Annotated in this window: 16 protein-coding genes; 5 read left to right on the forward strand and 11 right to left on the reverse strand. The window is 65.8% G+C overall.

Annotation, left to right across the window (positions count from 1 at the left end):
• Window positions 1-41 precede the first annotated feature (41 nt).
• A complete protein-coding gene (locus tag ACR0R4_RS00005) occupies window positions 42-1298 on the reverse strand; it encodes an integrase catalytic domain-containing protein (RefSeq protein WP_433645266.1) in 1257 nt (418 codons plus the stop codon).
• A 139-nt stretch (window positions 1299-1437) separates the two neighbouring features.
• Here ACR0R4_RS00005 and ACR0R4_RS00010 point away from each other — a divergent pair, with 139 nt between their 5' ends.
• Window positions 1438-2640 (forward strand): pyridoxal phosphate-dependent aminotransferase, encoded by a 1203-nt coding sequence (locus ACR0R4_RS00010; protein WP_433645267.1) that lies wholly within the window; start codon window positions 1438-1440, stop codon window positions 2638-2640.
• A gap of 213 nt (window positions 2641-2853) precedes the next feature.
• A complete protein-coding gene (locus ACR0R4_RS00015) occupies window positions 2854-3690 on the forward strand; it encodes a siderophore-interacting protein (RefSeq protein WP_433645268.1) in 837 nt (278 codons plus the stop codon).
• A gap of 72 nt (window positions 3691-3762) precedes the next feature.
• On the opposite strand, the gene ACR0R4_RS00020 is transcribed toward ACR0R4_RS00015, so the two are convergent.
• Window positions 3763-5160 carry an aspartate aminotransferase family protein gene (locus ACR0R4_RS00020; protein ID WP_433645269.1) on the reverse strand — a complete coding sequence of 466 codons (1398 nt, stop codon included), beginning with the start codon at window positions 5158-5160 and terminating at the stop codon, window positions 3763-3765.
• Between the two features lie 155 nt (window positions 5161-5315).
• The gene (locus tag ACR0R4_RS00025) at window positions 5316-6800 is read right to left on the reverse strand and encodes a CoA-acylating methylmalonate-semialdehyde dehydrogenase (RefSeq protein ID WP_433645270.1); all 1485 of its coding nucleotides are present in this window, start codon (window positions 6798-6800) and stop codon (window positions 5316-5318) included.
• Between the two features lie 285 nt (window positions 6801-7085).
• On the opposite strand from ACR0R4_RS00025, the gene ACR0R4_RS00030 reads away from it, so the two are divergent.
• On the forward strand, window positions 7086-8768 hold the full coding sequence (locus ACR0R4_RS00030) for a PucR family transcriptional regulator (RefSeq protein ID WP_433645271.1): 1683 nt from the start codon (window positions 7086-7088) through the stop codon (window positions 8766-8768).
• On the opposite strand, the gene ACR0R4_RS00035 is transcribed toward ACR0R4_RS00030, so the two are convergent.
• From ACR0R4_RS00035 to ACR0R4_RS00065, 7 genes are all read right to left on the reverse strand, one after another.
• Complete coding sequence (locus ACR0R4_RS00035) at window positions 8756-10693, reverse strand: ABC transporter ATP-binding protein (RefSeq protein WP_433645272.1); 1938 nt, start codon at window positions 10691-10693, stop codon at window positions 8756-8758. The two genes, ACR0R4_RS00030 and ACR0R4_RS00035, sit on opposite strands and share 13 nt — an antisense overlap.
• Window positions 10694-10709: 16 nt before the next feature.
• Entirely contained in the window at window positions 10710-11420 is a 711-nt protein-coding gene (locus ACR0R4_RS00040) for a TrmH family RNA methyltransferase (protein ID WP_433645631.1), read from the reverse strand.
• Window positions 11421-11665: 245 nt separating this feature from the next.
• Window positions 11666-12619, reverse strand: a complete 954-nt coding sequence (locus tag ACR0R4_RS00045) for an aldo/keto reductase (RefSeq protein WP_433645273.1) — start codon at window positions 12617-12619, stop codon at window positions 11666-11668.
• Between the two features lie 128 nt (window positions 12620-12747).
• A complete protein-coding gene (mftD, locus tag ACR0R4_RS00050) occupies window positions 12748-14007 on the reverse strand; it encodes a pre-mycofactocin synthase MftD (RefSeq protein WP_433645274.1) in 1260 nt (419 codons plus the stop codon).
• 167 nt (window positions 14008-14174) lie between these two features.
• Window positions 14175-15104 carry a vWA domain-containing protein gene (locus tag ACR0R4_RS00055; protein WP_433645275.1) on the reverse strand — a complete coding sequence of 310 codons (930 nt, stop codon included), beginning with the start codon at window positions 15102-15104 and terminating at the stop codon, window positions 14175-14177.
• Window positions 15105-15173: 69 nt separating this feature from the next.
• On the reverse strand, window positions 15174-16100 hold the full coding sequence (locus ACR0R4_RS00060) for an AAA family ATPase (protein ID WP_433645276.1): 927 nt from the start codon (window positions 16098-16100) through the stop codon (window positions 15174-15176).
• 64 nt (window positions 16101-16164) lie between these two features.
• Window positions 16165-16989 (reverse strand): mycofactocin-coupled SDR family oxidoreductase, encoded by an 825-nt coding sequence (locus ACR0R4_RS00065; protein ID WP_433645277.1) that lies wholly within the window; start codon window positions 16987-16989, stop codon window positions 16165-16167.
• A 190-nt stretch (window positions 16990-17179) separates the two neighbouring features.
• Between ACR0R4_RS00065 and mftR the strand changes: the two genes are divergently transcribed.
• Both mftR and mftG read left to right on the forward strand, forming a co-directional pair.
• Window positions 17180-17815, forward strand: coding sequence for a mycofactocin system transcriptional regulator MftR (gene mftR, locus ACR0R4_RS00070; protein WP_433645278.1), 636 nt, complete (start codon window positions 17180-17182; stop codon window positions 17813-17815).
• Window positions 17812-19338 (forward strand): mycofactocin dehydrogenase MftG, encoded by a 1527-nt coding sequence (mftG, locus tag ACR0R4_RS00075; RefSeq protein WP_433645279.1) that lies wholly within the window; start codon window positions 17812-17814, stop codon window positions 19336-19338. The genes mftR and mftG overlap by 4 nt, the downstream gene beginning before the upstream one ends.
• Here mftG and ACR0R4_RS00080 read toward each other — a convergent pair.
• Complete coding sequence (locus ACR0R4_RS00080) at window positions 19286-20251, reverse strand: glycerophosphodiester phosphodiesterase (protein WP_433645280.1); 966 nt, start codon at window positions 20249-20251, stop codon at window positions 19286-19288. The genes mftG and ACR0R4_RS00080 overlap by 53 nt on opposite strands.
• Window positions 20252-20364 lie beyond the last annotated feature (113 nt).

Here is a 20364-nt window from a genome sequence, read left to right on the forward strand (position 1 = left end):
CACCGGTGACTCACATAAGAATGCCCGCGTAATTCTCGAGCTTAGCTTGCCTGTTTCCTGCTCGCGCGGGCCGGCTTGACCCCGGCTGCCGCGTTTGGTGCTTTCGCGAGTTCGATCGCTTCGAGCGTGCGAGTCTTCTCGGCCGCGAGGTAGGTGAGGCGCTGCTGGATTCGGTCGATCTCGCGAGCGATGTGGGCCGGGTTCAAGCTGTCACGGTACCCGGTCAACTCGGCGGTCTTCTCGGCGCTGAGCACACCGGAACGCTGGAGCCGGTCGAATGGTGTCGCGAGCTCATCGTAGACACGTTTACGGCGCCCCCTTTGATCGGTCGCCCAACCGATGGGTTTCTTCGTGGGGGTGAGGAAATTATGGCGATCGTTCACCAGCGGCCATAACTCGTTCAATAGCTTCAGCAGAGGCGCGGTGTCGTACCTCCAGTAGAACGCGTACCGGCGCACGATCTGATTGTTTTTCGACTCGATCGTGGCCTGATCATTCTTCTTGTACGGCCGGGACCTCGTGAAGTAGATGTCAAGTTCTGCAGCCCAACCGATGACGTCGTAGTTGATGAACTCGGACCCGTTATCAAAATCCACCCCGGTCACCTCGAACGGCACTTCGCTGATGAATCGGTCGAGGGCGTCACGAATGTGCAGGTGTGCGTTGTTCCGGATCGAGCGCGTGTACGTCCAACCGGTGTGCATGTCGGTGAGATCAACACTGCGACAGAACTCACCCTTCAAGACGGGCCCGCAGTGTGCGACGGTGTCGCCCTCGAAGAACCCGGGTACGGCCTCGATCTCGTCACCGGCTTTCCTGATCGTGATCGAGTTCCGCAGCAGCGGGCCTGGCGTGGTGGTGGCGATCCCGCGGAGTGGGTCCCTCGCGCGGGCTGGGGCGAGGTAGCGGTCGATCGTGGCCGGTGACATTGCCAGCAACTCGTCCGCGACGTGGTGACTGTACCTGCCCCGGCCTGGGACCAGTTCGCCGTGCGCTTCCAGCAGCATGAGTTGGAGTTCCATTGACGCGGCCAAGTATTTCCCGCTGATCCCGCCCGCGAACGCCCACACTTTCTGCAGCACTTTCAACGCGTCATGTGAGTACTTCAGCGGGCGCGGCTTACGTTGCCGGGCCCCTACCCGACGCGGTTTCAGCGCAGCTTGTAACTGTCTGCGCGCGTTGTCTCTGGACCAGCCCGTGATCGCGCATACCTCGTCAAGGAGACGGCTCTTCTCCTTCTTGGCCGCTGCGGCATACTGCTTCGCGAACTTTCGTGTGATCTCGTGTCTGGCACGCATTGATAGCCCACTTCCCATGAAACTGATGATTCCGTTTCGCGGGCATTTTTACGTGATGCACCGGAAGTGTTTCGCGGGCATATTAGGTGAGGCACGTCGGATCGGTGCCCGGGAACACCGCGCGCGATAAGCTTGAGGGGTGACCAAAATCTCCCGTTTGTCAAAGAAAATCGGTGCAATCGCCGAGTCCGCCACCCTCAAGGTCGATGCCAAGGCGAAGGCCCTGCAGGCCGAGGGTCGCCCCGTCATCAGCTACGCCGCTGGCGAGCCTGACTTCGCGACCCCGGCTCACATCGTCGATGCCGCCCGCGCCGCGCTCGACGACCCGAAGAACTTCCGCTACACCGCGGCCGCGGGGCTTCCCGAGCTGCGCGAGGCGATCGCGACGAAGACGGCGCGCGACTCCGGCTGGGCGGTGCCCGCCTCGCAGGTTATCGTCACCAACGGTGGCAAGCAGGCGGTATACCAGGCCTTCCAGGTGCTGCTCGATCCGGGCGACGAGGTGCTGCTGCCCGCTCCGTATTGGACGACGTACCCCGAGGCGATCCAGCTGGCCGACGGCGTGCCGGTCGAGGTCTTCGCGGGCTCCGATCAGGGCTACAAGGTGACCGTCGATCAGCTCGAGGCCGCGCGCACCGAGCGCACCAAGGTGCTGCTGTTTGTCTCCCCCTCTAACCCCACCGGCGCGGTGTATTCGCCGGCCGAGACGAAGGCAATCGGCGAATGGGCCGAATCGCACGGGCTGTGGATTATCGCCGACGAGATCTACCAGAACCTGGTCTACGAGGGTGCGCGCGCGCAATCCATCGTCGAGGCCGTGCCAGCGCTCACCGACCGCACGATTCTCGTAAACGGAGTCGCGAAGTCGTATGCGATGACCGGATGGCGGCTGGGATGGATGGTCGGCCCCGCCGATGTGATGAAGGGTGCCGCGAACCTCCAGTCGCACCTGACCTCGAACGTAAACAACGTCGCCCAGCGCGGCGCGATCGCTGCGCTAAACGGGCCGCAGGAGCCGATCGAGCAGATGCGTTTGGCCTTCGACCGCCGTCGCAAACTCATCGTGAGCGAGCTCAACAAGGTGCCGGGGTTCCATTGCCCGACCCCCGAGGGCGCGTTCTACGCCTACGTCGACGTGACGGCAGCGCTTGGGCGCGAGATCGCGGGCGTCACGCCCACGACGTCGCTCGAGCTCGCCGACCTGATCCTCTCCGAGGCTGAGGTCGCCGCGGTTCCCGGCGAAGCGTTTGGCCCGAGCGGCTACCTGCGCTTCAGCTACGCGCTCGGCGACGACGCGCTGGTCGAGGGCATCCAGCGCATCCAGCGCCTACTCGGGGCGTAGCGTCGGGGCTCCTGCTCTCCACCGCCCACCTCCCACTTCCGACTTCCATCGGGTGGACAATGACGCGGGGTTCATACGTCGCGAACCCCGCGTCGTTGACCACCCCGCGACGTATCGCCGCGGCACGGAGGACTGCCACCCAGCGGAACCCGCTGATCCACTAGGAAATCGTGTACGATTTAGTGAACCACGACGAAGAAGCGAGAGCCAGCGATGACTGAGGTTTTTGCGCGCGAGCGCACCATGCACGATCTCCACACACGCCGAGTACGGGTGCTGCGCACCACCCCGGTGGCGCCGAGCATGGTGCGGATCACGCTCGGTGGTGACGATCTCGCGAGGTTCAGCGCCGACGGTCCCGCAGACCACGTCAAGGTATTCTTTCCCGACCCAGAGACTGGAGTGCTGACGGTTCCCGAGCCCGGTGGGTTCCGGAAGCCACGCGCTGAGGGGGCTCCCGCCATCATCCTGCGCGACTACACGCCACTCGCGTTCCGACCCGATGCCGAGGGCGGCCCCGAACTCGACCTCGACTTCGTCTTGCACGGAGACCACGGTGTTGCCGCGGCCTGGGCCGCCCGGGCGAAGCCAGGAGACGAGTTGGGCATCGGCGGGCCACGCGCGTCGGTTCTCGCCCCAGCCGGAGCCGACTCGGCGATCATTGTCGCCGACGAGTCGGCGCTCCCCGCAGCCACCCGCTGGCTGCAGGCGTTCGATGCCTCCGTGCCCGTGACGGGCCTGTTCTTCGTTAAGGATCCCGAGACCTCCGCGTATCTCGACGGGGCAGACGGCGAGAAGCGCGAGTTGCACTGGTTCACCGGAGCGGATCGCGCATCCGCACTCGAAGCTGCACTTCGCGCGCTGCCCATCGGCGAGCGCACCTTCGTGTTCCTTGCGGGCGAGGCAACCACCCTCATCCCACTGCGCCGCTACCTCCGCCGCGAGCTCGGCCTGAGCAAGGCACAGGCCGACGTACACGGGTACTGGAAGCGGGGCGAAGTCGCGCTCGATCATCACGCTCCGCTCGATCCGGCCGACCCCGAAGACTAATCGGTACGCCGCACACGCGACAGGGGGGCAGATCCACTGTGGATCTGCCCCCCCCGTCGCGTCAGCGATTAGCTAATGCTCAGCGCCCGTGTAGTAGCCGTCAGCGACCGTGAGCGCCTCGTCGAGGGCATCGAGGCCCTTCACGAGGTCTTCCTCGGAGATCACGAGCGGTGGCGCGAGCTGCAGGCGGTTGCCGGCCGCGAACGGCCATACCCCGCGTGCCTTGCATGCACCGACAACCGCGTTGAACGGGGCTGCCGCCTCGCCCGACGCGTTGAACGGCACGAGTGGTTCGCGCGTCTCGCGATCGAGCACGAGCTCGAGGGCCCAGAACAGCCCCTTGCCGCGGTACTCTCCGACGGAAGGATGCTTCTCGGCGAACTCACGCAGGCGCGGTTCGACGACGCGGACGCCGAGGTCGCGCACGCGCTCGATGATGCCCTCTGCCTCGAAGATGTCGAAGGTCGCGACGCCCGCCGCGCAGGCGAGCGGGTGCCCCGAGTAGGTGAGGCCGCCCGGGAAGGGGCGATCCACAAATGAATTGTGCACGGCCTCGCTGATGACCACACCACCGAGCGGCACGTACCCTGAGTTCACGCCCTTCGCGAAGGTCACAAGGTCGGGAGTCACGTCAAAGCCCTGGTAAGCGAACCACTCGCCGGTGCGGCCGAAACCGACCATGACCTCATCGCAGATCAGCAGGATGCCGTATTTGTCGCAGATCGCGCGCACGCCGGACAGGTAGCCGGGCGGCGGCACGAAGACACCATTTGTGCCGGTGACCGTCTCGAGCACGATCGCGGCGATCGTGCCGGGGCCCTCAAGCTGAACCTGCTGCTCGAGGTGTGCGAGCGCACGCTCGGTCTCCTGCTCGGGCGTCTCAGCCCAGAACGCGCTGCGGTACTGGTATGGCCCGAAGAAGTGCACGACCGAGGTGTCGATCGTGTCATTCGCCCAGCGACGCGGCTCACCGGTCATCGTGATCGCGGTGCCGGTCGAGCCATGGTACGAGCGGTAGCGGCTCATGATCTTGCGACGGCCGGTGTGCTGGCGCGCGAGACGCACCGCGTACTCGATCGCCTCGGCGCCACCATTGGTGAAGAACACCGAGCGGGCACCCTCGAAGGAGTGCTCGACGATGCGCTTCGCGAGTTCGCCGCGCGCGTCGTTGGCGAAGGCGGGCTGGATCGTGGTGAGGCGCCCGGCCTGCTCCTGGATCGCCTTCACGAGGCCAGGGTGCTGGTGCCCGAGATTCAGGTTCACGAGCTGCGACGAGAAATCGAGGTACTCGTTGCCGTCGTAATCCCAGAATCTTGCGCCCTCGCCCTTCGCGATGGGGAGCGGATTGATCTGCCCCTGCGCCGACCACGAGTGGAAGACGTAGCCCCGGTCGTTCGCGCGTACTTCGCGCTGAGCCTCGGTATCGCCGAACTCCTGCGGCGCACCGTACAGGTCGATGTAGTCAGTCATTGATTTCTCTCAAAGGTAGTGAATTGCACATGGGAAGAGCGTGGGTCAAAGGATCCCCTAAGCGGAGCCTGGCCGGGTCTGGCGGGAGCGGTGGGCGAAACGCCCACCGCGGATGGATCGGCTCCGCGTGCAGATCCTGCCCTCGCTCTGGCGAGCTACTGGTTGCTCGGGAATCCGAGATCCACCTTGGAGGTGGCGGGATCGGGCCAGCGCGTGGTGACGACCTTAGAGCGCGTGTAGAAGTGGATCGACTCCGGGCCGTAGATATGCGAGTCGCCGAACAGCGAGTCCTTCCATCCACCGAAGGAGAACGAGCCCACGGGCACGGGGATCGGCACGTTGATGCCGACCATGCCGGCCTCGACCTCGAACTCGAACTGGCGGGCGACGCCGCCGTCGCGGGTGAAGATCGCGGTGCCGTTGCCGAACTGGTGCTCGTTGATGATGCGCACACCCTCCTCGTAGGTGTCGACGCGCACGACGGCGAGCACCGGCCCGAAGATCTCATCTGAGTGGATCTTGCTGCCGGGCTTGACGTGATCGATGAGCGAGACCCCGGTGAAGAAGCCATTGCCCTCGAACTTGTGTTCGCGGCCGTCGACCACCACGGTCGCGCCCTCGGCCTCGGCGCCGGCCACGTACGACTCGACGCGATCCACTGCTTCGCGGGTGATGAGCGGACCCATCTCGCTGGCCGGATCGGTGCCGTCGCCGATGACGAGCTTCTTCATGCGGCTCTGGATCGCGGGCACCAGGTCATCGGCCACGCCACCCACGGCGACGACAACGGAGACCGCCATGCAGCGCTCGCCGGCCGAGCCGTACGCGGCCGAGACCGCGGCATCGGCCGCCATGTTGATGTCGGCATCGGGCAGCACCAGCATGTGGTTCTTCGCGCCGCCGAGGGCCTGCACGCGCTTGCCGTTGGCGGCCGCGCGCTCGTAGATGTACTTGGCGATGGGGGTGGAGCCGACGAAGCTGATGGCCTTGACGGTGCGGCTGTCGAGCAGCGTATCGACCGCGACCTTGTCGCCGTTGACCACGTTCAGCACGCCGTCGGGGAGGCCCGCCTCGCGGAAGAGGTCGGCGATGAAGATTGAGGCGGAGGGATCGCGCTCGGAGGGCTTCAGCACCACGGTGTTGCCGCACGAGATCGCGCTCGCAATCATCCACAGCGGCACCATGACCGGGAAGTTGAACGGGGTGATCGCCGCGACCACACCAACCGGCTGCTTCACCGAGTGCACGTCCACGCCGCCCGCGACCTGCTCGTCGCGCTCGCCCTTCAGCAGGTGCATGAGACCGGCCGCGAACTCGACGTTCTCGAGGCCGCGAGCAATCTCTCCGGCAGCGTCTGAGAGCACCTTGCCGTGCTCGCTCGTCACGATCGCCGCGAGCTCGGGGGTGCGCTCCTTGAGCAGCTGGCGCAGACGGAAGAAGACATCGGCACGCTTGGTGAGGCTCGTCGCGCGCCACCCGGGCAGCGCGGCCTGCGCCGCGGCGATGGCCTGCTCGACCGTCTCGGCCGAGGCGATTCCCACCTCGTGCTGTGCTTCGCCGGTTGCCGGGTTAAAGACAGTCTGGAAGCGCTCGCCGGCTTCGACCTTTTCGCCTGCGATCAGGTGGGGGATACGTGCCATGTGTGGATCCTCGGTTCTCTCGGTGCTGTTCTGCGGGTGTGTGAATCAATCAAAATGTCTGGGCCGCGGCGAGCCACTGGTTCCCAGTCTCGCAGGGAGAAGCGAGCGAGGCCACCGTCAGACCATCCGCATCTCAACACATCGTCGTACACTTTGTATGAGAGCCGGGTGTCGCTGGGCAGCCCGACCAGATTTCCTTGCGTCCAGCATTGGTGGGCAGTAGGTGCTGGAATAGGCGCGCATTCCAGCACCTACTGCCCAGCTAAACGATCCGAAGGAGCAGGCATGCGAGACACCGGCGACCAGACCGCCCTCCCGAGCGTGCGCGACGTGCTCGCGCTTCCCGAGTTGCAGGCGGGCCAGCCCGAACTGGTCGCGGGGTCGCAGGGGGTGGATCACGACGTGCGCTGGGCGCACGTCGCCGCGGGCTCGGGCGTGGCCGAGCTGCTCGATGGCGGTGAACTCATCCTCACCACTGGCGCGGGCTGGCCCAGTGATCCCCGTGAACTTGCCGACCTCGCCGAGGGGCTCGTCACCGCTGGCGCGACCGGAGTTGCGGCCATCGTGCTCGAGCTGGGCCAGAGGTTCACTGCGGCACCGGAAGCCCTGATCCACGCGTGCGAAGAAAACGGGGTGCCTCTGATCGTGCTGCACCGCGAGGTGCGCTTCGTGCAGATCACGCAGCGGGTACACCAGCGCATTCTTGCCGCGCAAAACGAGGCGCTGCAGGCGCGCGCCGAGGTGCACGCGATGCTCACCGAGCTGGGCCTCAACCGCAGCCCGGTTGACTATGTGGTCGAGCGGCTCGCTGAGACCCTCCGGGCCCCGGTGCTGCTCGAAGACACCGGGCACCGAATCGTGGCCTTCGCCGGGCTCGGAGCCGACCCTGCCGAGGCGCTCGCGCCGTGGGTGCGGGCCGACGGGCGGGAACCGCAGCCGCCGAAAGGCGAGACCTGGGAGCGAGTCGCCGTCGAGGCGCGCGGTCGACGCTGGGGGCACGTGACCGCGCTCGCTGGCCCGCCGCACCCGGCTGGCCGTCGCACAGTGCTTGAGCTCGGGGCCTTCGCGCTTGCCCTCGGTCGGCTCGCTGACGCAGAGGGTGACCAGTGGATGCAGCTGGGCTCGAAGCGGCTGTTCGAGGCGCTTCTCGGGGGCCGCTACCGCAGCGACGCGGAACTTGCCGCGCAGCTTGCCGCTTCCAGCCTCACGCTTGACGGACGCACCGTCATCGCCGCGACGCTGCGCGGCACTGGCGACTTCGGCGGGCACGCCACGCTCGAGCGCGCCACCCTCGAGACCGCGCTCCGGCGGGCGATCGCACCCGAGGGCCGGGCCCTGATTGCCCCCGATAATGAGGCAGCCGAGAGCGGGCACGTGCTGCTCGCCCTGCTCTCGTTTCCGACCGAAGACCCGAGGCTCATTTCGACAGTGGATCGCGACGTTCCGTCGCTCGCCACCCGCCTGGCACACGAGCTCGGCATGCTCGTGCCCGGCACGACCCCATCGTCGTGGCGGGCCCACCTCGCACTTGCCACACCCGCGCGAAGGCTGCGACAACTCGTCGCCGCGCTCGAACAGGTGCGCGCGGCGGGCCGGATCGCGCCCACCGGCGAGGTCGGTCGGGTGACGGTGCAACAGGCGGAACGTCAACCACTCGCACACCTCGTGCGCGCGCTTGCCGGCGCACCCGAGCTGCAGGAGTTCGCGACCGACACCCTCGCGCCGCTTCTGGCCCACGACCGGGCGGCCGGCGCGGCGGGTGATCTCCTGCGGGTGCTTGCCGCCTATACCGCTCACCCAACGAACCGCTCGCTCGCCGCGAAGGAGGCGCGGCTGTCTCGGTCGGTGTTTTACCAGCGACTCGCGCTGATCGAGGATCTTTTGGATGTGGATCTCAGCAGCGGTGAGACCATCGCGACGCTCACCGTCGCGCGGCTTGCGCTCGATACGCCGACTCACTCCCCGTAAGACAGAGGATCCAGGCCACCCCGTATCCCGGCCTGCTCACGATGCAGACGCCAATACGCTCCCTCGCGCGCAAGCAACTCAGCGTGCGTGCCACGCTCGACAATCCGACCTGCCTCCAGCACGAAAATGCGATCCGCATCGATCACGGTGGAGAGCCGATGCGCGATCGCGATCGTAGTTCGTCCCGATCGCGCAACGTCGAGTGCACGCTGCACGATCCGCTCGCTCACCGTGTCGAGCGCGCTCGTGGCCTCGTCAAGTACGAGTACCGCCGGGTCCTTCAACAGCACTCGAGCAATCGCGATCCGCTGCTTCTCGCCTCCCGATAGCCGGTACCCGCGTTCGCCGACAACCGTGTCATAACCCGCCTCGAACGACACGATCGTGTCGTGAATGTTGGCTGCCCGCGCAGCCGCCTCGAGTTCCGCGTCAGTTGCCTCGGGGCGGGCGTAGCGCAGATTCTCGGCGATGGTGGCGTGGAAGAGATACGGCTCCTGTGTGACCATGCCCACTTGCTCCATGAGCGAGACGTGACTGAGCTCGCGCACGTCATCACCCGCGAAACTCACCGTTCCGTCGGTCGCGTCATACAGGCGCGGGATGAGGTAGCTGATGGTGGTCTTGCCCGATCCACTGGGTCCAACGAATGCGACGAACTCACCGGGCTGCACACTGAATGACACCTCGTTCAAGGTGTGCAGGGAGTGCTCTGTTGCGTCGGGATAGCGGAAACACACCCGGTCGAATTCGATGAGTGGGGCCGCAGTCGGTGTGATGCCGTCCGAGGTTGCAGGCTGTGCGGGTGCGGCGGCAAGCAAACGCACCGGGCGGGCGTCTGGTCGATCCACAATCTGCGGCTTGAGATCGAGGTACTCGAAAATTCTTGCGAACAGCGCACCCGAAGTCTGCAAGTCGAGGGCGACGCGCATGAGCCCCATCATCGGGAACAGGAGGCGTGCTTGCACCGTTGTGAACGCGACGACCGTGCCAGCGGTGATGCCCACGTCGCCCCCCGTGATCAGCCACCCGGCGATGAGGTAGACGATCGCGGGCACCGCTGAGAGGAAGACCTGCACCACCGCAAAAAACCACTGCCCACTCATGGCGAGGCTCGTCTGCAGCGAGATGAGCCGCGAATTCTCGTCGGAATACCGCTCAGTTTCCTCCTGCTGTCGGGTAAACGACTTTGAGAGCAGTACGCCCGAGACGCTCAGCGCCTCCTGCGTGATGGCGCTCATATCCGAGAGCGATTCCTGCGTCCTGCCCGCAATCTTTGCACGCACCTGGCCCACGCGGCGCTGCGCAATCACGAGCGCCGGGAGCAGGATCACCGCAACGATGGTGAGTTGCCAGCTCAGCGCGAGCATCGCGATGAACGCCGCAATCACGGTCACCGTGTTGCCGATCACGCTCGAGACCGTGTTGGTGAGCACGCTGGCTACGCCGCCGACGTCGTTCTGCAACCGTGACTGGATGACTCCCGTCTTCGTGCGGGTGAAGAACGCCAGCTCCATCTTCTGCAGGTGCGCAAAGAGCCTCACCCGCAGCTCGCCCATCACTCGGTTACCGGTCCGCGCGGTCAACCGCGTCTGCACGATGCCGATGGCTGCGCTCGCCAAAAAAGTGAGCAGCATCACGCCAGAAAGCCACGCGATGACCGTCAGGTTCGGCGGACCACCCTTGGGAAACAGCCCCTCATCAAATATTCTCGCAGTGAGCAGCGGAGGAACGATTCCGAGAGCTGCGCCAACCACCACCAGCACCACGACCACGAGCAGCTGCACCCGGTACGGGATGAAGAGTTCCCGAATCCTCGCGCCCAGGTTGGCGATCTTCGGCGCCTCACTGTTCGCACGCTTCTGCGCCTCATAGTCGGCGCTAGACACCCGGGCTGCGCCTCGGGGCCCGCCACCGCCCATGCTCATGGTTCGAAGCCTATGCTCACCGCGGGCGCAGCGGGGAATGCTGCTGCACCCACGCGTACATCGAGACGGCGGCGGCGGCCGACGCGTTGATCGAGCGAGTGGATCCGTACTGCGTGATCTCCACCACCGCCTCGGCCGCGGCAATCGCCTCGGGGGTCAGCCCGGGCCCCTCTTGCCCGAAGAGCATCACGCAACGCTCGGGCCAGTCGAAGGTCTCCATGGGCACGCAGCCGGGCACGTTGTCGATCGCAATGATCGGAATCCCTTCGGCCGCGGCCCACGCGACGAGCGCGCCCACATCTTCGCGGTGCTCGACGTGCTGGTACCGGTCGGTCACCATCGCGCCGCGCTTGTTCCACCGACGACGACCCACGATGTGCACCGTGTCGGCGGCGAACGCGTTGGCGCTGCGCACGATGGACCCGATGTTCATGTCGTGCTGCCAGTTTTCGATCGCCACGTGAAACGGGTGCCGGTGCCGATCGAGATCCGTGCGGATCGCCTCCATGCGCCAGTACCGGTAGCGATCCACCACATTGCGGGTGTCGCCGTGCTCGAGCAGCTCGGGGTCGAAGTGGTCGCCCTCGGGCCACGCGTCACGCCCGCCCGGCCACGGGCCGATGCCGGATGTCGTGCGCTCGGGGTGCGGCTCGGCCTGCACTCCGGTCGGCGGTTCGATCGGCGGTTCGGGGTGCGCTTCGGTTGGCTGTTCGGGCTGCGCGGCCATATTTTCCAGTGGATCGCCGCTGCCGCTCGTGGTGTCTGTCACCCGCCCATTCTTCCACCTGGCGGGCAATGCCGTCGCCGGCCACGAAGTTCGCGCGTGCTGGGGTTCCGGAATCAGGGGCGAGGCCTTCGGTTTCCAGCCAGACGTTGCGTCTTCACGCCGTGGCCCCACAGGATGCCACATCGCTCAGCCGCAAAATGGCCAGAAACCGAAACCCCCGCCCCTGATCCCTGAGCGCGCGCGAGTCACTCGGAGGCTGCGGAAAGCTGATCCACCTCAGCGTGTGTGAGTTCGAGATCGAGCGATGCGAGGAGCGCGGGAAGCTGCGCGGTGTTGCGGGCGCTCGCGATGGGTGCGGCAACCGTGGGCTGCTGTCGGAGCCAAGCGAGCGCGACCGTCGCGACCTCGACTCCGTGTGCGGCGGCCACCTCGTCGAGTGCCGCGAGCACCGCGCGTCCGCGATCGTTCAAGTACGCTACCGATTCCTCGGCTCTGGGGCTCGCCCCTGGCGCATCGGCGTCTGTGACGTCGCGGTACTTTCCGGCCAGAAACCCGTGTGCGAGCGAGTAGTAGGGGAAGACCCCGAGCCCCTCGCGCTCTGCCACCGTGCGCTGGCCATCCGTCTCGAAGCCCCGCTCCATCAGGTTGTAGTGGGGCTGCAGCGCCACCGGCACATGGTAACCGCCCTCCCGGGCGATGCCGATCCACTCGCTCACGCGATCGGCTGTGAAGTTCGATAACCCGATCGCACGCACTTTGCCAGCATCGACCAACTCGGAGAACACGGCGACCGTCTCGGCCAGCGGGGTGTCGGGATCGTCTTGGTGAGCGTAGTAGAGATCGATTCTGTCGGTTCCGAGTCGCTGCAGTGACGCGTCGGCCGCGGCGCGCACGTTGTCGGGCGCGAGCCCCAAAAAATCGGGGTGGGAGAAGACCTTGGTCGCGATGGTGACGCGGTCTCGGCTGCCGCGGGCCGCGATCCACTCACCAATCAACGTCTCACTCTCGCCGCCCGTATTGCCGGGCACCCAGTGCGCGTAGCTGTCTGCGGTGTCGACAAAGTCTCCACCACCGGCAACGAACGCGTCGAGCACCGCAAACGTGGCCTCGCGGTCGGCGGTCCAGCCGAACACGTTGGCGCCGAGCGCGAATGGCGCGATCTCGATGCCGGAGTGACCAATTCGAGTGCGGTGAGCCATGGTGCTTCCTTTCGGGGTTGCCTTCACTCGGAGATTCTCGCGAGCCAGGGCCGATTCTGGCATTTCCGCCCTGAAATGTGCAGATCTCCGAGTGAGGCGAGGGTCTGGCTAACGCTGACGTTCCAGCCCTACTGGATGGTCTTCTCAACCGGACGCTTGGCGGCCGCCGCGCGCGCCTTCGGCTGATGAGAAGTCGCCGAGTCATCGCCGAGCCTCGCATCGAAGCCCTCGGGCACCAGGAAATCCTCGCGGCTGAGCTCGGAGATCGACTTGTGCCCCAGACCCAACACTGCAGAGTCGAGACCCATGCGCAGCAGGTCGAGCACATTCTCCACACCCGTCTGCCCATTCGCGCCGAGGCCCCACAGGTACGCGCGACCGATCAGCACTGCACGTGCGCCGAACGCGAGTGCCTTCGCGACATCCCCTCCGCGACGCACCCCACCGTCGAGCAGCACCTCAACCTGGTCGCCCACCGCGTCTGCGATCGGCCCGAGGCAGCGGATCGCGGCCGGTGTCGTGTCGAGGTTGTTGCCGCCGTGATTCGAGACCGAGATCGCGTCAACCCCGGCATCAACCGCGCGCTTCGCATCGTCAATGCGGGTCACGCCCTTCAGCATGAACGGGCCGCCCCACTCCTTGCGCAGCCACTCCACGTCCTCCCACGACGCGGGCGGGGTCTGCATCCACTCCCCGTACGCGCCAAAGAACGTCGGGGCCGGGCCGTCCGCAGGCTTCAGATTCGGCGCGGTGAGATCCGGCAGGCCCGCCTTCAGCCACTGCATCGTCCACTTCGGGCGGATCATGCCTTCCGGCGCGAACTTAATCAGCGCGGGCAGGTTCATCTTCTCGGGGATCGACGGGCTGCCCCAGTCGCGTCCAACCGAGAACGACCAGTCGGTGGTGAGGATCAGTCCCTTGGCACCAGCTGCCCGGGCACGCTCCACGCGAGCAAGAATCTGGTCCTTGGTACCCGTCCAATAGATCTGGAAGAAGGTGTTTTCGTTCGCCGCAGTTATCTCTTCGACCGGCTTTGACGCGAACGAGCTGAGCCCCATGATCGTGCCGCGGGCGGCCGCCGCGCGCGCCACGGCTACCTCACCGTCGGGGTGGATCGCCTGCACGCCCGTGGGGGAAATCATCACCGGCATGGAGACCGGGATTCCCATGATCGTCGTCGAAAGATCGCGCGGCGACTGATGGCCCGCCACGTGCGGCGCGAACTGCAGCTTCGCAAACGCATCCATGTTCTCCTGCGGGGTGCGCCCCCGCTCCGAACCCGCGACCAGCGCCGCGTACACCGACGGCGGGATGTTCCGCTTCGTGCGACGCTGCGCCTCAAGCACTGACTCAAACCAAGGGTTCTGCTTCCACGGCCACAAGCTCATTGGTCGTCTCACTTTCTTCGTCGTTGAATCTCAGCACCGATGCCGATAGGCGTTGCTGCGCAATGCGGTGAAGCTGCGCAACCCAATACCGACATCATAATGGCACCGAGTGCCAATAAGGAAGCGCATCTTGCAGATCACGTGTAGGCGCATCGCACGGCAGACCTCTAGCGCGTGTCGGTGCCAAACATGTGAGAAATCGCTGGCGCAACGTCTCTGTGGGTGCGGATGATCCGGCACATTCCTCGGCCCCGAGTCGCGAGTTGGCGCCCCAGGTCAATATCTTTCTCGCCACTCGCATCAAGCAGTACGTCGAGCCTGGGCAGCTTCGCGGCGAGGGGTCGCGGATCGGGCCCGGCGTTGTGCACGCAGTCCGATAGCAGCACCACGCGCGCGTGCTCAGCCGGCACTCCCGCGAGCTGCTTGGCCGCGATCTCAAGCGGAAACGCGACGTTGGTGAGCCCGCGGGCCGGAAGTCGGAGCACCCGATCCAGCAGCTCGCGTGGCCTGACCTCGTCACCCAGCTTCAGGAGCACCGCGGCATCCGACCAAAAGGCCACGACGGCGAGGGAATCGTGGGCGAGTTCCGCAGAGAGCGCTCCGACGGTCGCGGCCGCGGTCTTGATCCGCTCGCCCTTCATCGAACCAGATACATCGACGAGCAGCACCACCGAGCGGCGGGTGAGAAGGCGCTCGCGCACCTTGATGTCCTCGTCCTCCGGCACCGGTCTCTCGGCGAGCACCTCAATCGTCGCGTCGAGATCGATCTCGTCGGATGCCCCACGATACGGCACGCTGTGCAAGCGTCCCAGCCCGCGGATCGCCGCGCTGTCACGGCGTGGCTTCGGGATCGCGAGCCGCTCAGCAATCTGCCGCGCGAGGCGCTGCACCTCGGGGTCGAGCTGGGTGTCGGGATCGGCGAGACCGAATGCGTCAACCAGGCCCGCCGGTTCATCCGTTTCGCCGGGTGCGGAGCTTCCGGGCATGGGCGGTTTGCCCGTGGCGGTGGTGCCGTCTCCCGGCATCACCAGGCCTCCCTTACCGCTCATGTCGTGGAGCGCCGGGGCCTCATCCAGTTGCTTGGGCGTGCGCTTCAATGGTGCTCCGCGCTTCGAGCTCTTCCTGTCACTCCGTTTCCGAATGGGTGAGTCGGCGGCGATTTCTCTTCAACCCGGCGCGGCCTGGTGCGGATTCAGAATGAAATGGTCCTCCCAGATCTCGCGCAGCACCTGTTCCGGGGTGAGTTCGGCAGCTTCGTCGACGTGGATCCGGCCCGAGAGCCCCACGATCATCGCGTCGTAGAACATGTCGGCGTAGCCGTCGTCCTCTGCAGAAAGGATGTCACGGCCTGCCGCCAGTTGCACGACGATCATCGCGGTGTCGATCGCGCCGCGCACGCTGGAACCCTGCCGCACGTCGTCGTGCTCGCGGGTCGCGCGCGTAACCGCCACGGCATCGGCCGCGATCCGCTCACCAAACTCGCCACTCACGCCCGCGCGCCGCCGCACGATCTCGACCTCGGCGGCCTCGTCTTGATAGCCGATGGCCAGTCGGTTCAACCGATCGTGCACGCTGGTCGACAGCCGCGAGGTACCAACGTTGTCGTAGGGGTTCATCGAGGCGATCACTCGAAAGGTGGGAAGTGCCTGAATCTTGCCAACCCGCGGCACCGTGATCGAGCGGTCTGCCATAGCGGTGAGCAGCGTGTTCAGCGTGTCTTCGGGGGCGCGATTGAACTCTTCGATGTAGAGAAAACCGCCGGTCTGCATCGCCTCAAGCAACGGGCCCGCGACGAAGTTCTCGGGCGAGTAGTCTTCTCGCAGCACCCGCGAGGGATTGTGGTGCCCGACGAGTTTCGCCGGGGTGAGATCTGCGTTGCCCTCGACGAAGAGCAGCGGGATGCCCCATTCGGCGGTGATCGCCGACAGGATCGTGGTCTTGCTGGTGCCGGGAGGGCCCTCGAGCACGATGTCGCGACCGGCTGCCACCGCGGCGAGGGTCAGCTCGAGCTCTCTCTCACGTCCAACAACCCGGGACGCAATGCGATCCCGACTCGCCTTCGAAAGCTGCGGGGTGGTCGTCTGACCGCTCATCTTATTCCTCTCTACAAATAGATCGGTGCGGGCCGAATCACCGGCCCGCACCGAAACCAGCAAACTAGTACTGCGAGAGACCGCCGTCGACGGCCATCGCGTGGCCCGTGACCCACGCGGATTCATCGGATGCCAGGAAGAGGACAGCATTCGAGATCTCGCGGGCTTCCATCATGCCGGGGATCCACTGGGTGAGCATCCCCGTCAGCGAGGGATTCTCGGCCATGCCCTTGACAAAGCCGCTGTCTTCGACACCCATGATGCCCTGCGCCATTGGCGTGTCGACACCGCCGGGGTGCACGCTGTTGACGCGGATGCCGTCCTTCGCAAGTTCCTGCGCGAAGGACTTCGACATGCCGGTTACCCCGTACTTCGACATGTTGTAAGCCATGTTCCACGGGCCAGCCTTCAGGCCGTTTGCCGAGCTCGTGAGGATGATCGAGCCGCCATTGCCCGCCTCAAGCATGTGTGGCAACGCGGCCATCACCGAGTTCCACACACCGATGAGGTTGATATCGAGCGTGGTGCGCACAATCTCGGGAGTCATCGAGTGCCAGGGGCCAACGATGTCGACTCCGGCGTTGCCTGCGACGATGTCGAGTCGACCGAGTTCAGCCACGCCCTTGGCGACGACCGACTTCATCTTCTCGAGGTCGCGGACGTCGCAGGTTTCGGCGACGATGCGCCGATCGAGGGCCTCAACGAGACGAACCGTCTCTTTCATATCTTCAGCGTTGGCCGTGGCGTATGGCACATTCTCGACCTGGGTATCGATGTCGATCGCGATGATGTCGGCACCCTCTTCAGCAAGGCGAATGGCGTGAGCTCGACCCTGCCCCCGAGCGGCTCCGGTGATGAATGCGACCTTGCCCTGAACTCGTCCTGCCATGGTAAATCCTTCCAATCGGTGAATGTTCCGGTGGTGTTGATTTCCGCGGCCTCGTGCGTCGCCCCGTTGATCCGCACCGTGTTCGACTGAGCCTAATGACACTTGGTGCCAATTGGAAGGGGTGTCCGGCGAGTATCGGGTATACAGTCGGTAAATCGGGGAAATCGGGAATTAGTGGGAGGGATCAACCATGAACGACGGCCTACTCCCACCCACTCGCAGTGGTCGCGCCCCGGCAACGACGCACGGTGAACTCAGTCACGTCGCGCTCACGTTGTTCTTCGAACGCGGCTTCGATCGCACCACCATCGACGAAATTGTGACCGTGGCCGGCATCGGTCGGCGCACCTTTTTCCGCTACTTTCCGTCGAAGAACGATCTGCCCTGGGGCGACTTCGAGTTCTTGCTCGACAAGATGCGCGCGACCCTAGACGAAATCGACCATCGCGAGCCCCTCATCGAGGCGCTCCGAAAAGCCGTCCTCGAGTTCAATAGGTTCCCCCCCGACGAGCTTCCCTACCACCGCAACCGCATGTGGCTCCTCCTCAACGTGCCATCGCTCGTGGCTCACTCCACCCTGCGTTACGCCGCCTGGCGAGGCGTCATTGCCGAGTACGTCGCCGAGCGCCGCGGCGAGCGCCCCGATGACCTCACCCCGCAGACCATCGCATGGGCCTGCCTCGGTATCTGCCTCGGGGCCTACGAGCAGTGGCTCGCCCACGAAGAAGCCGATCTGCTCGAGCTGCTCGACACCTCATTTGGCACCGCGGAGGCGATCTTTGGGGTCGCGGACGCGCGGCCGACCCCGGGCATCACCGCCACATGACCCACACGCTCGTCGTCGGGGGCGGGGCTGCGGGGGCGGCGCTCGCCGCCAGGCTCAGCGAGGATCCACAGCGACAGGTCACGCTGGTCGAGGCCGGACCGGCCGGATCCACCCCGCAAGAATTGCTCGACGGCGGGACACTCCCAGCCGCCGTGCCCGGCCACCCGGCCAACTGGGCATTTGAAGCAGAGCTCACGCCGGGAGTTCCACACACGGTGCCCCGCGGCAAGTTGCTGGGTGGATCGAGCGCCATCAACGGCGGCTACTTCATCCGCGCGCGCCCCGCAGATTTCGCGCGATGGGCCAAGTGTGGCGGGCCAGCGTGGGAATACAAGCGAGCGCTCCCCGTGCTGGGAGCACTTGAAAACGATCTCGATTTCGCGGGTCAGCCGGGCCACGGAGCACACGGACCGATGCAGGTCGCCCGTCCCAACCAAACGGGCGATCCTACGGCGGCATTTCTTCTCGCCGCGCGCGAACTGGGATTCCCCGCAGAATCAGACAAGAACGCCGCCGCTGCCATACCCGGTGCCGGCCCCGTGCCGTCAAACATCATCGACGGGGTGCGGAGGAACACGGCGCGCGCGTATCTCGAGCCCGTGCGCGACCGACCGAACCTGCGCATCCTCGGCGACACCCAGGTGCTGCGCGTGCGCATCGAACTCGGGCGCGCCACGGGGGTCGAGACGAGCGCTGGCAGCATCCCGGCCGACGAGGTGGTGCTCTGCGCGGGCTCGGTTGCCACCCCGCAGCTGCTGATGCTCAGCGGCATCGGACCCGCCGAGCACCTCGCCCAGCTTGGCATCGCGGTAGTCGCCGATCTCCCCGTCGGAGAGCGATTCAGCGATCATCCCAACCTCACGGTCGACTGGATCCCCTCCCGCTCCTTGCTCGCTGAGAGCGAGCGGTTCGCGTTCCCCGCAGCACTGAACTTCGATTCCTCCGGTGCCGCCGGCGAGCACCCCGAGGGTGACCTCGAGGTGCTGCTATCCGTCAAACCTGCGGGGGCGTTGTTCACTGGTGTTTCGAACGCGGATCCCTGGCCGGGCACCGACACAATGCAGCTCTTCGTCGCGCTGCAGCAACCGCGCAGCCGCGGACGGGTGAGTCTTGTCAGCGCTGATCCACTCGCTCGCCCTCGCATCGAGTACCGATATCTCGAGGAACCCGAAGACCGAGCACGCATGCGGATCGGTGTGCGCACCGCCGCGAACCTGCTGCGCACGCAGGCATTCGCGGCGCTCTTCGATCGCTTCGTTTCCCTCAACGAGCCGATTCTTGCCGACGACGCGCGGCTCGATGCGTGGATCCGCGCGCACCTGGGCACCGCGATTCACCTCAGTGGATCCGCGCCGATGGGCCCCGTGGTCGACGGCGCGGGGCGCGTGCGCGGCATCGAGGGGTTGTGGGTTGCCGACACCTCGATCTTGCCAACCGTGCCCTCGCGTGGCCCGTTCAACACCGCGGTGTTTATTGGGGAGTTGATTGCGCGGCAGATGCGCGATCCCGGTGCCACGCTCTGAGGGCCGCCGGGTCGTCGGTGATGATGAGGTCGATGCCGCTGTCTGCAGCGAACTGCCACTCGTCCGGCGAGTTCAGGGTGTACACGGCGACGCCCAGCCCCTCGGCACGGAGCCGCTCGACGGCACCCGGCACGGCCGCAAAGAGGGCGCCCTTCGCGCCCACGCACGAGACCCCGAGGTCGAGTGCCAGATCGACGATCTCATCGCCGAGCTCGCGGGTCAGCAGGGCGCGAGCGAACTCGGGGGCAACGCGCTGCAGTGCCTCCATGGTGGCGAGGTTGAACGACTGCAGCACGACGCGATTCACCATTTGCCGATCACGCAGGTGTTCGATCACGGGCACGAGTTGCGCGTCACTCCAGTCGTCCTTCAGTTCAATCAGCACGGCGACCGGTGCGGGTGCCAGCACCGCGGCGGCCTCCTCGAAAGTGGGCACCCGCTCCCCCGCGAACGCCGGATCGAAGTCACTTCCCGCATCCATCGAACGGATCTGCCCCAGGGTGTATTCGCGCACCCATCCCATGCCGTTGGTGGTGCGGTCGAGTGTGGGATCGTGCATGAGAATCGCACGACCATCCTGGGTGCGCCGAAGATCGATCTCGACGAAATCGGCCCCGGTTTGCACCGCCGCTTCGATACCCGCGAGGGTGTTCTCGGGTGCGAGGAGCGCTGCGCCGCGGTGTGACACGATCGCGGGGGCAGCCTCCCGTTGCAACGCACCGTGCGCCTGCAGCGTGCTCGCGGCGGCGGCGTGTGGGGTCGCACCGACATCGACAACGAGAAGTGCGGTGAGTACCCAGGAAAAGACGCCGATTCGGGCGACACTCTGGCGTATGCTTCTGCGCGGCGGCCAGACAGAGTCGCTGTTCCTGCGCGGGCGAGGACCCGCCTGCACCCCGCTCGTTCCCGGCATCCCGGTTCCCCCTTCGCCTCACGCAACGCTGCGTGTGACGACTACCCTATCCGGATTCGTTACCGTTTTGTGATATTAGTTCGAGCATCACTTTCCTTCCCTGCTTCCGCCCT

Origin of the sequence: Leucobacter fengyongliangi (assembly GCF_050971685.1) — a bacterium.
Lineage (GTDB): Bacteria > Actinomycetota > Actinomycetes > Actinomycetales > Microbacteriaceae > Leucobacter.

Excerpts from the sequence above, each read along its gene's own strand:
- ACR0R4_RS00005 (WP_433645266.1), bottom strand. The coding sequence starts at position 1,298 with ATGCGTGCCAGACACGAGATCACACGAAAGTTCGCGAAGCAGTATGCC.
- ACR0R4_RS00015 (WP_433645268.1), top strand. The coding sequence starts at position 2,854 with ATGACTGAGGTTTTTGCGCGCGAGCGCACCATGCACGATCTCCACACA.
- ACR0R4_RS00020 (WP_433645269.1), bottom strand. The coding sequence starts at position 5,160 with ATGACTGACTACATCGACCTGTACGGTGCGCCGCAGGAGTTCGGCGAT.
- ACR0R4_RS00025 (WP_433645270.1), bottom strand. The coding sequence starts at position 6,800 with ATGGCACGTATCCCCCACCTGATCGCAGGCGAAAAGGTCGAAGCCGGC.
- ACR0R4_RS00030 (WP_433645271.1), top strand. The coding sequence starts at position 7,086 with ATGCGAGACACCGGCGACCAGACCGCCCTCCCGAGCGTGCGCGACGTG.
- ACR0R4_RS00035 (WP_433645272.1), bottom strand. The coding sequence starts at position 10,693 with ATGAGCATGGGCGGTGGCGGGCCCCGAGGCGCAGCCCGGGTGTCTAGC.
- ACR0R4_RS00040 (WP_433645631.1), bottom strand. The coding sequence starts at position 11,420 with ATGGCCGCGCAGCCCGAACAGCCAACCGAAGCGCACCCCGAACCGCCG.
- ACR0R4_RS00045 (WP_433645273.1), bottom strand. The coding sequence starts at position 12,619 with ATGGCTCACCGCACTCGAATTGGTCACTCCGGCATCGAGATCGCGCCA.
- mftD (WP_433645274.1), bottom strand. The coding sequence starts at position 14,007 with ATGAGCTTGTGGCCGTGGAAGCAGAACCCTTGGTTTGAGTCAGTGCTT.
- ACR0R4_RS00060 (WP_433645276.1), bottom strand. The coding sequence starts at position 16,100 with ATGAGCGGTCAGACGACCACCCCGCAGCTTTCGAAGGCGAGTCGGGAT.
- ACR0R4_RS00065 (WP_433645277.1), bottom strand. The coding sequence starts at position 16,989 with ATGGCAGGACGAGTTCAGGGCAAGGTCGCATTCATCACCGGAGCCGCT.
- mftR (WP_433645278.1), top strand. The coding sequence starts at position 17,180 with ATGAACGACGGCCTACTCCCACCCACTCGCAGTGGTCGCGCCCCGGCA.
- mftG (WP_433645279.1), top strand. The coding sequence starts at position 17,812 with ATGACCCACACGCTCGTCGTCGGGGGCGGGGCTGCGGGGGCGGCGCTC.
- ACR0R4_RS00080 (WP_433645280.1), bottom strand. The coding sequence starts at position 20,251 with ATGCCGGGAACGAGCGGGGTGCAGGCGGGTCCTCGCCCGCGCAGGAAC.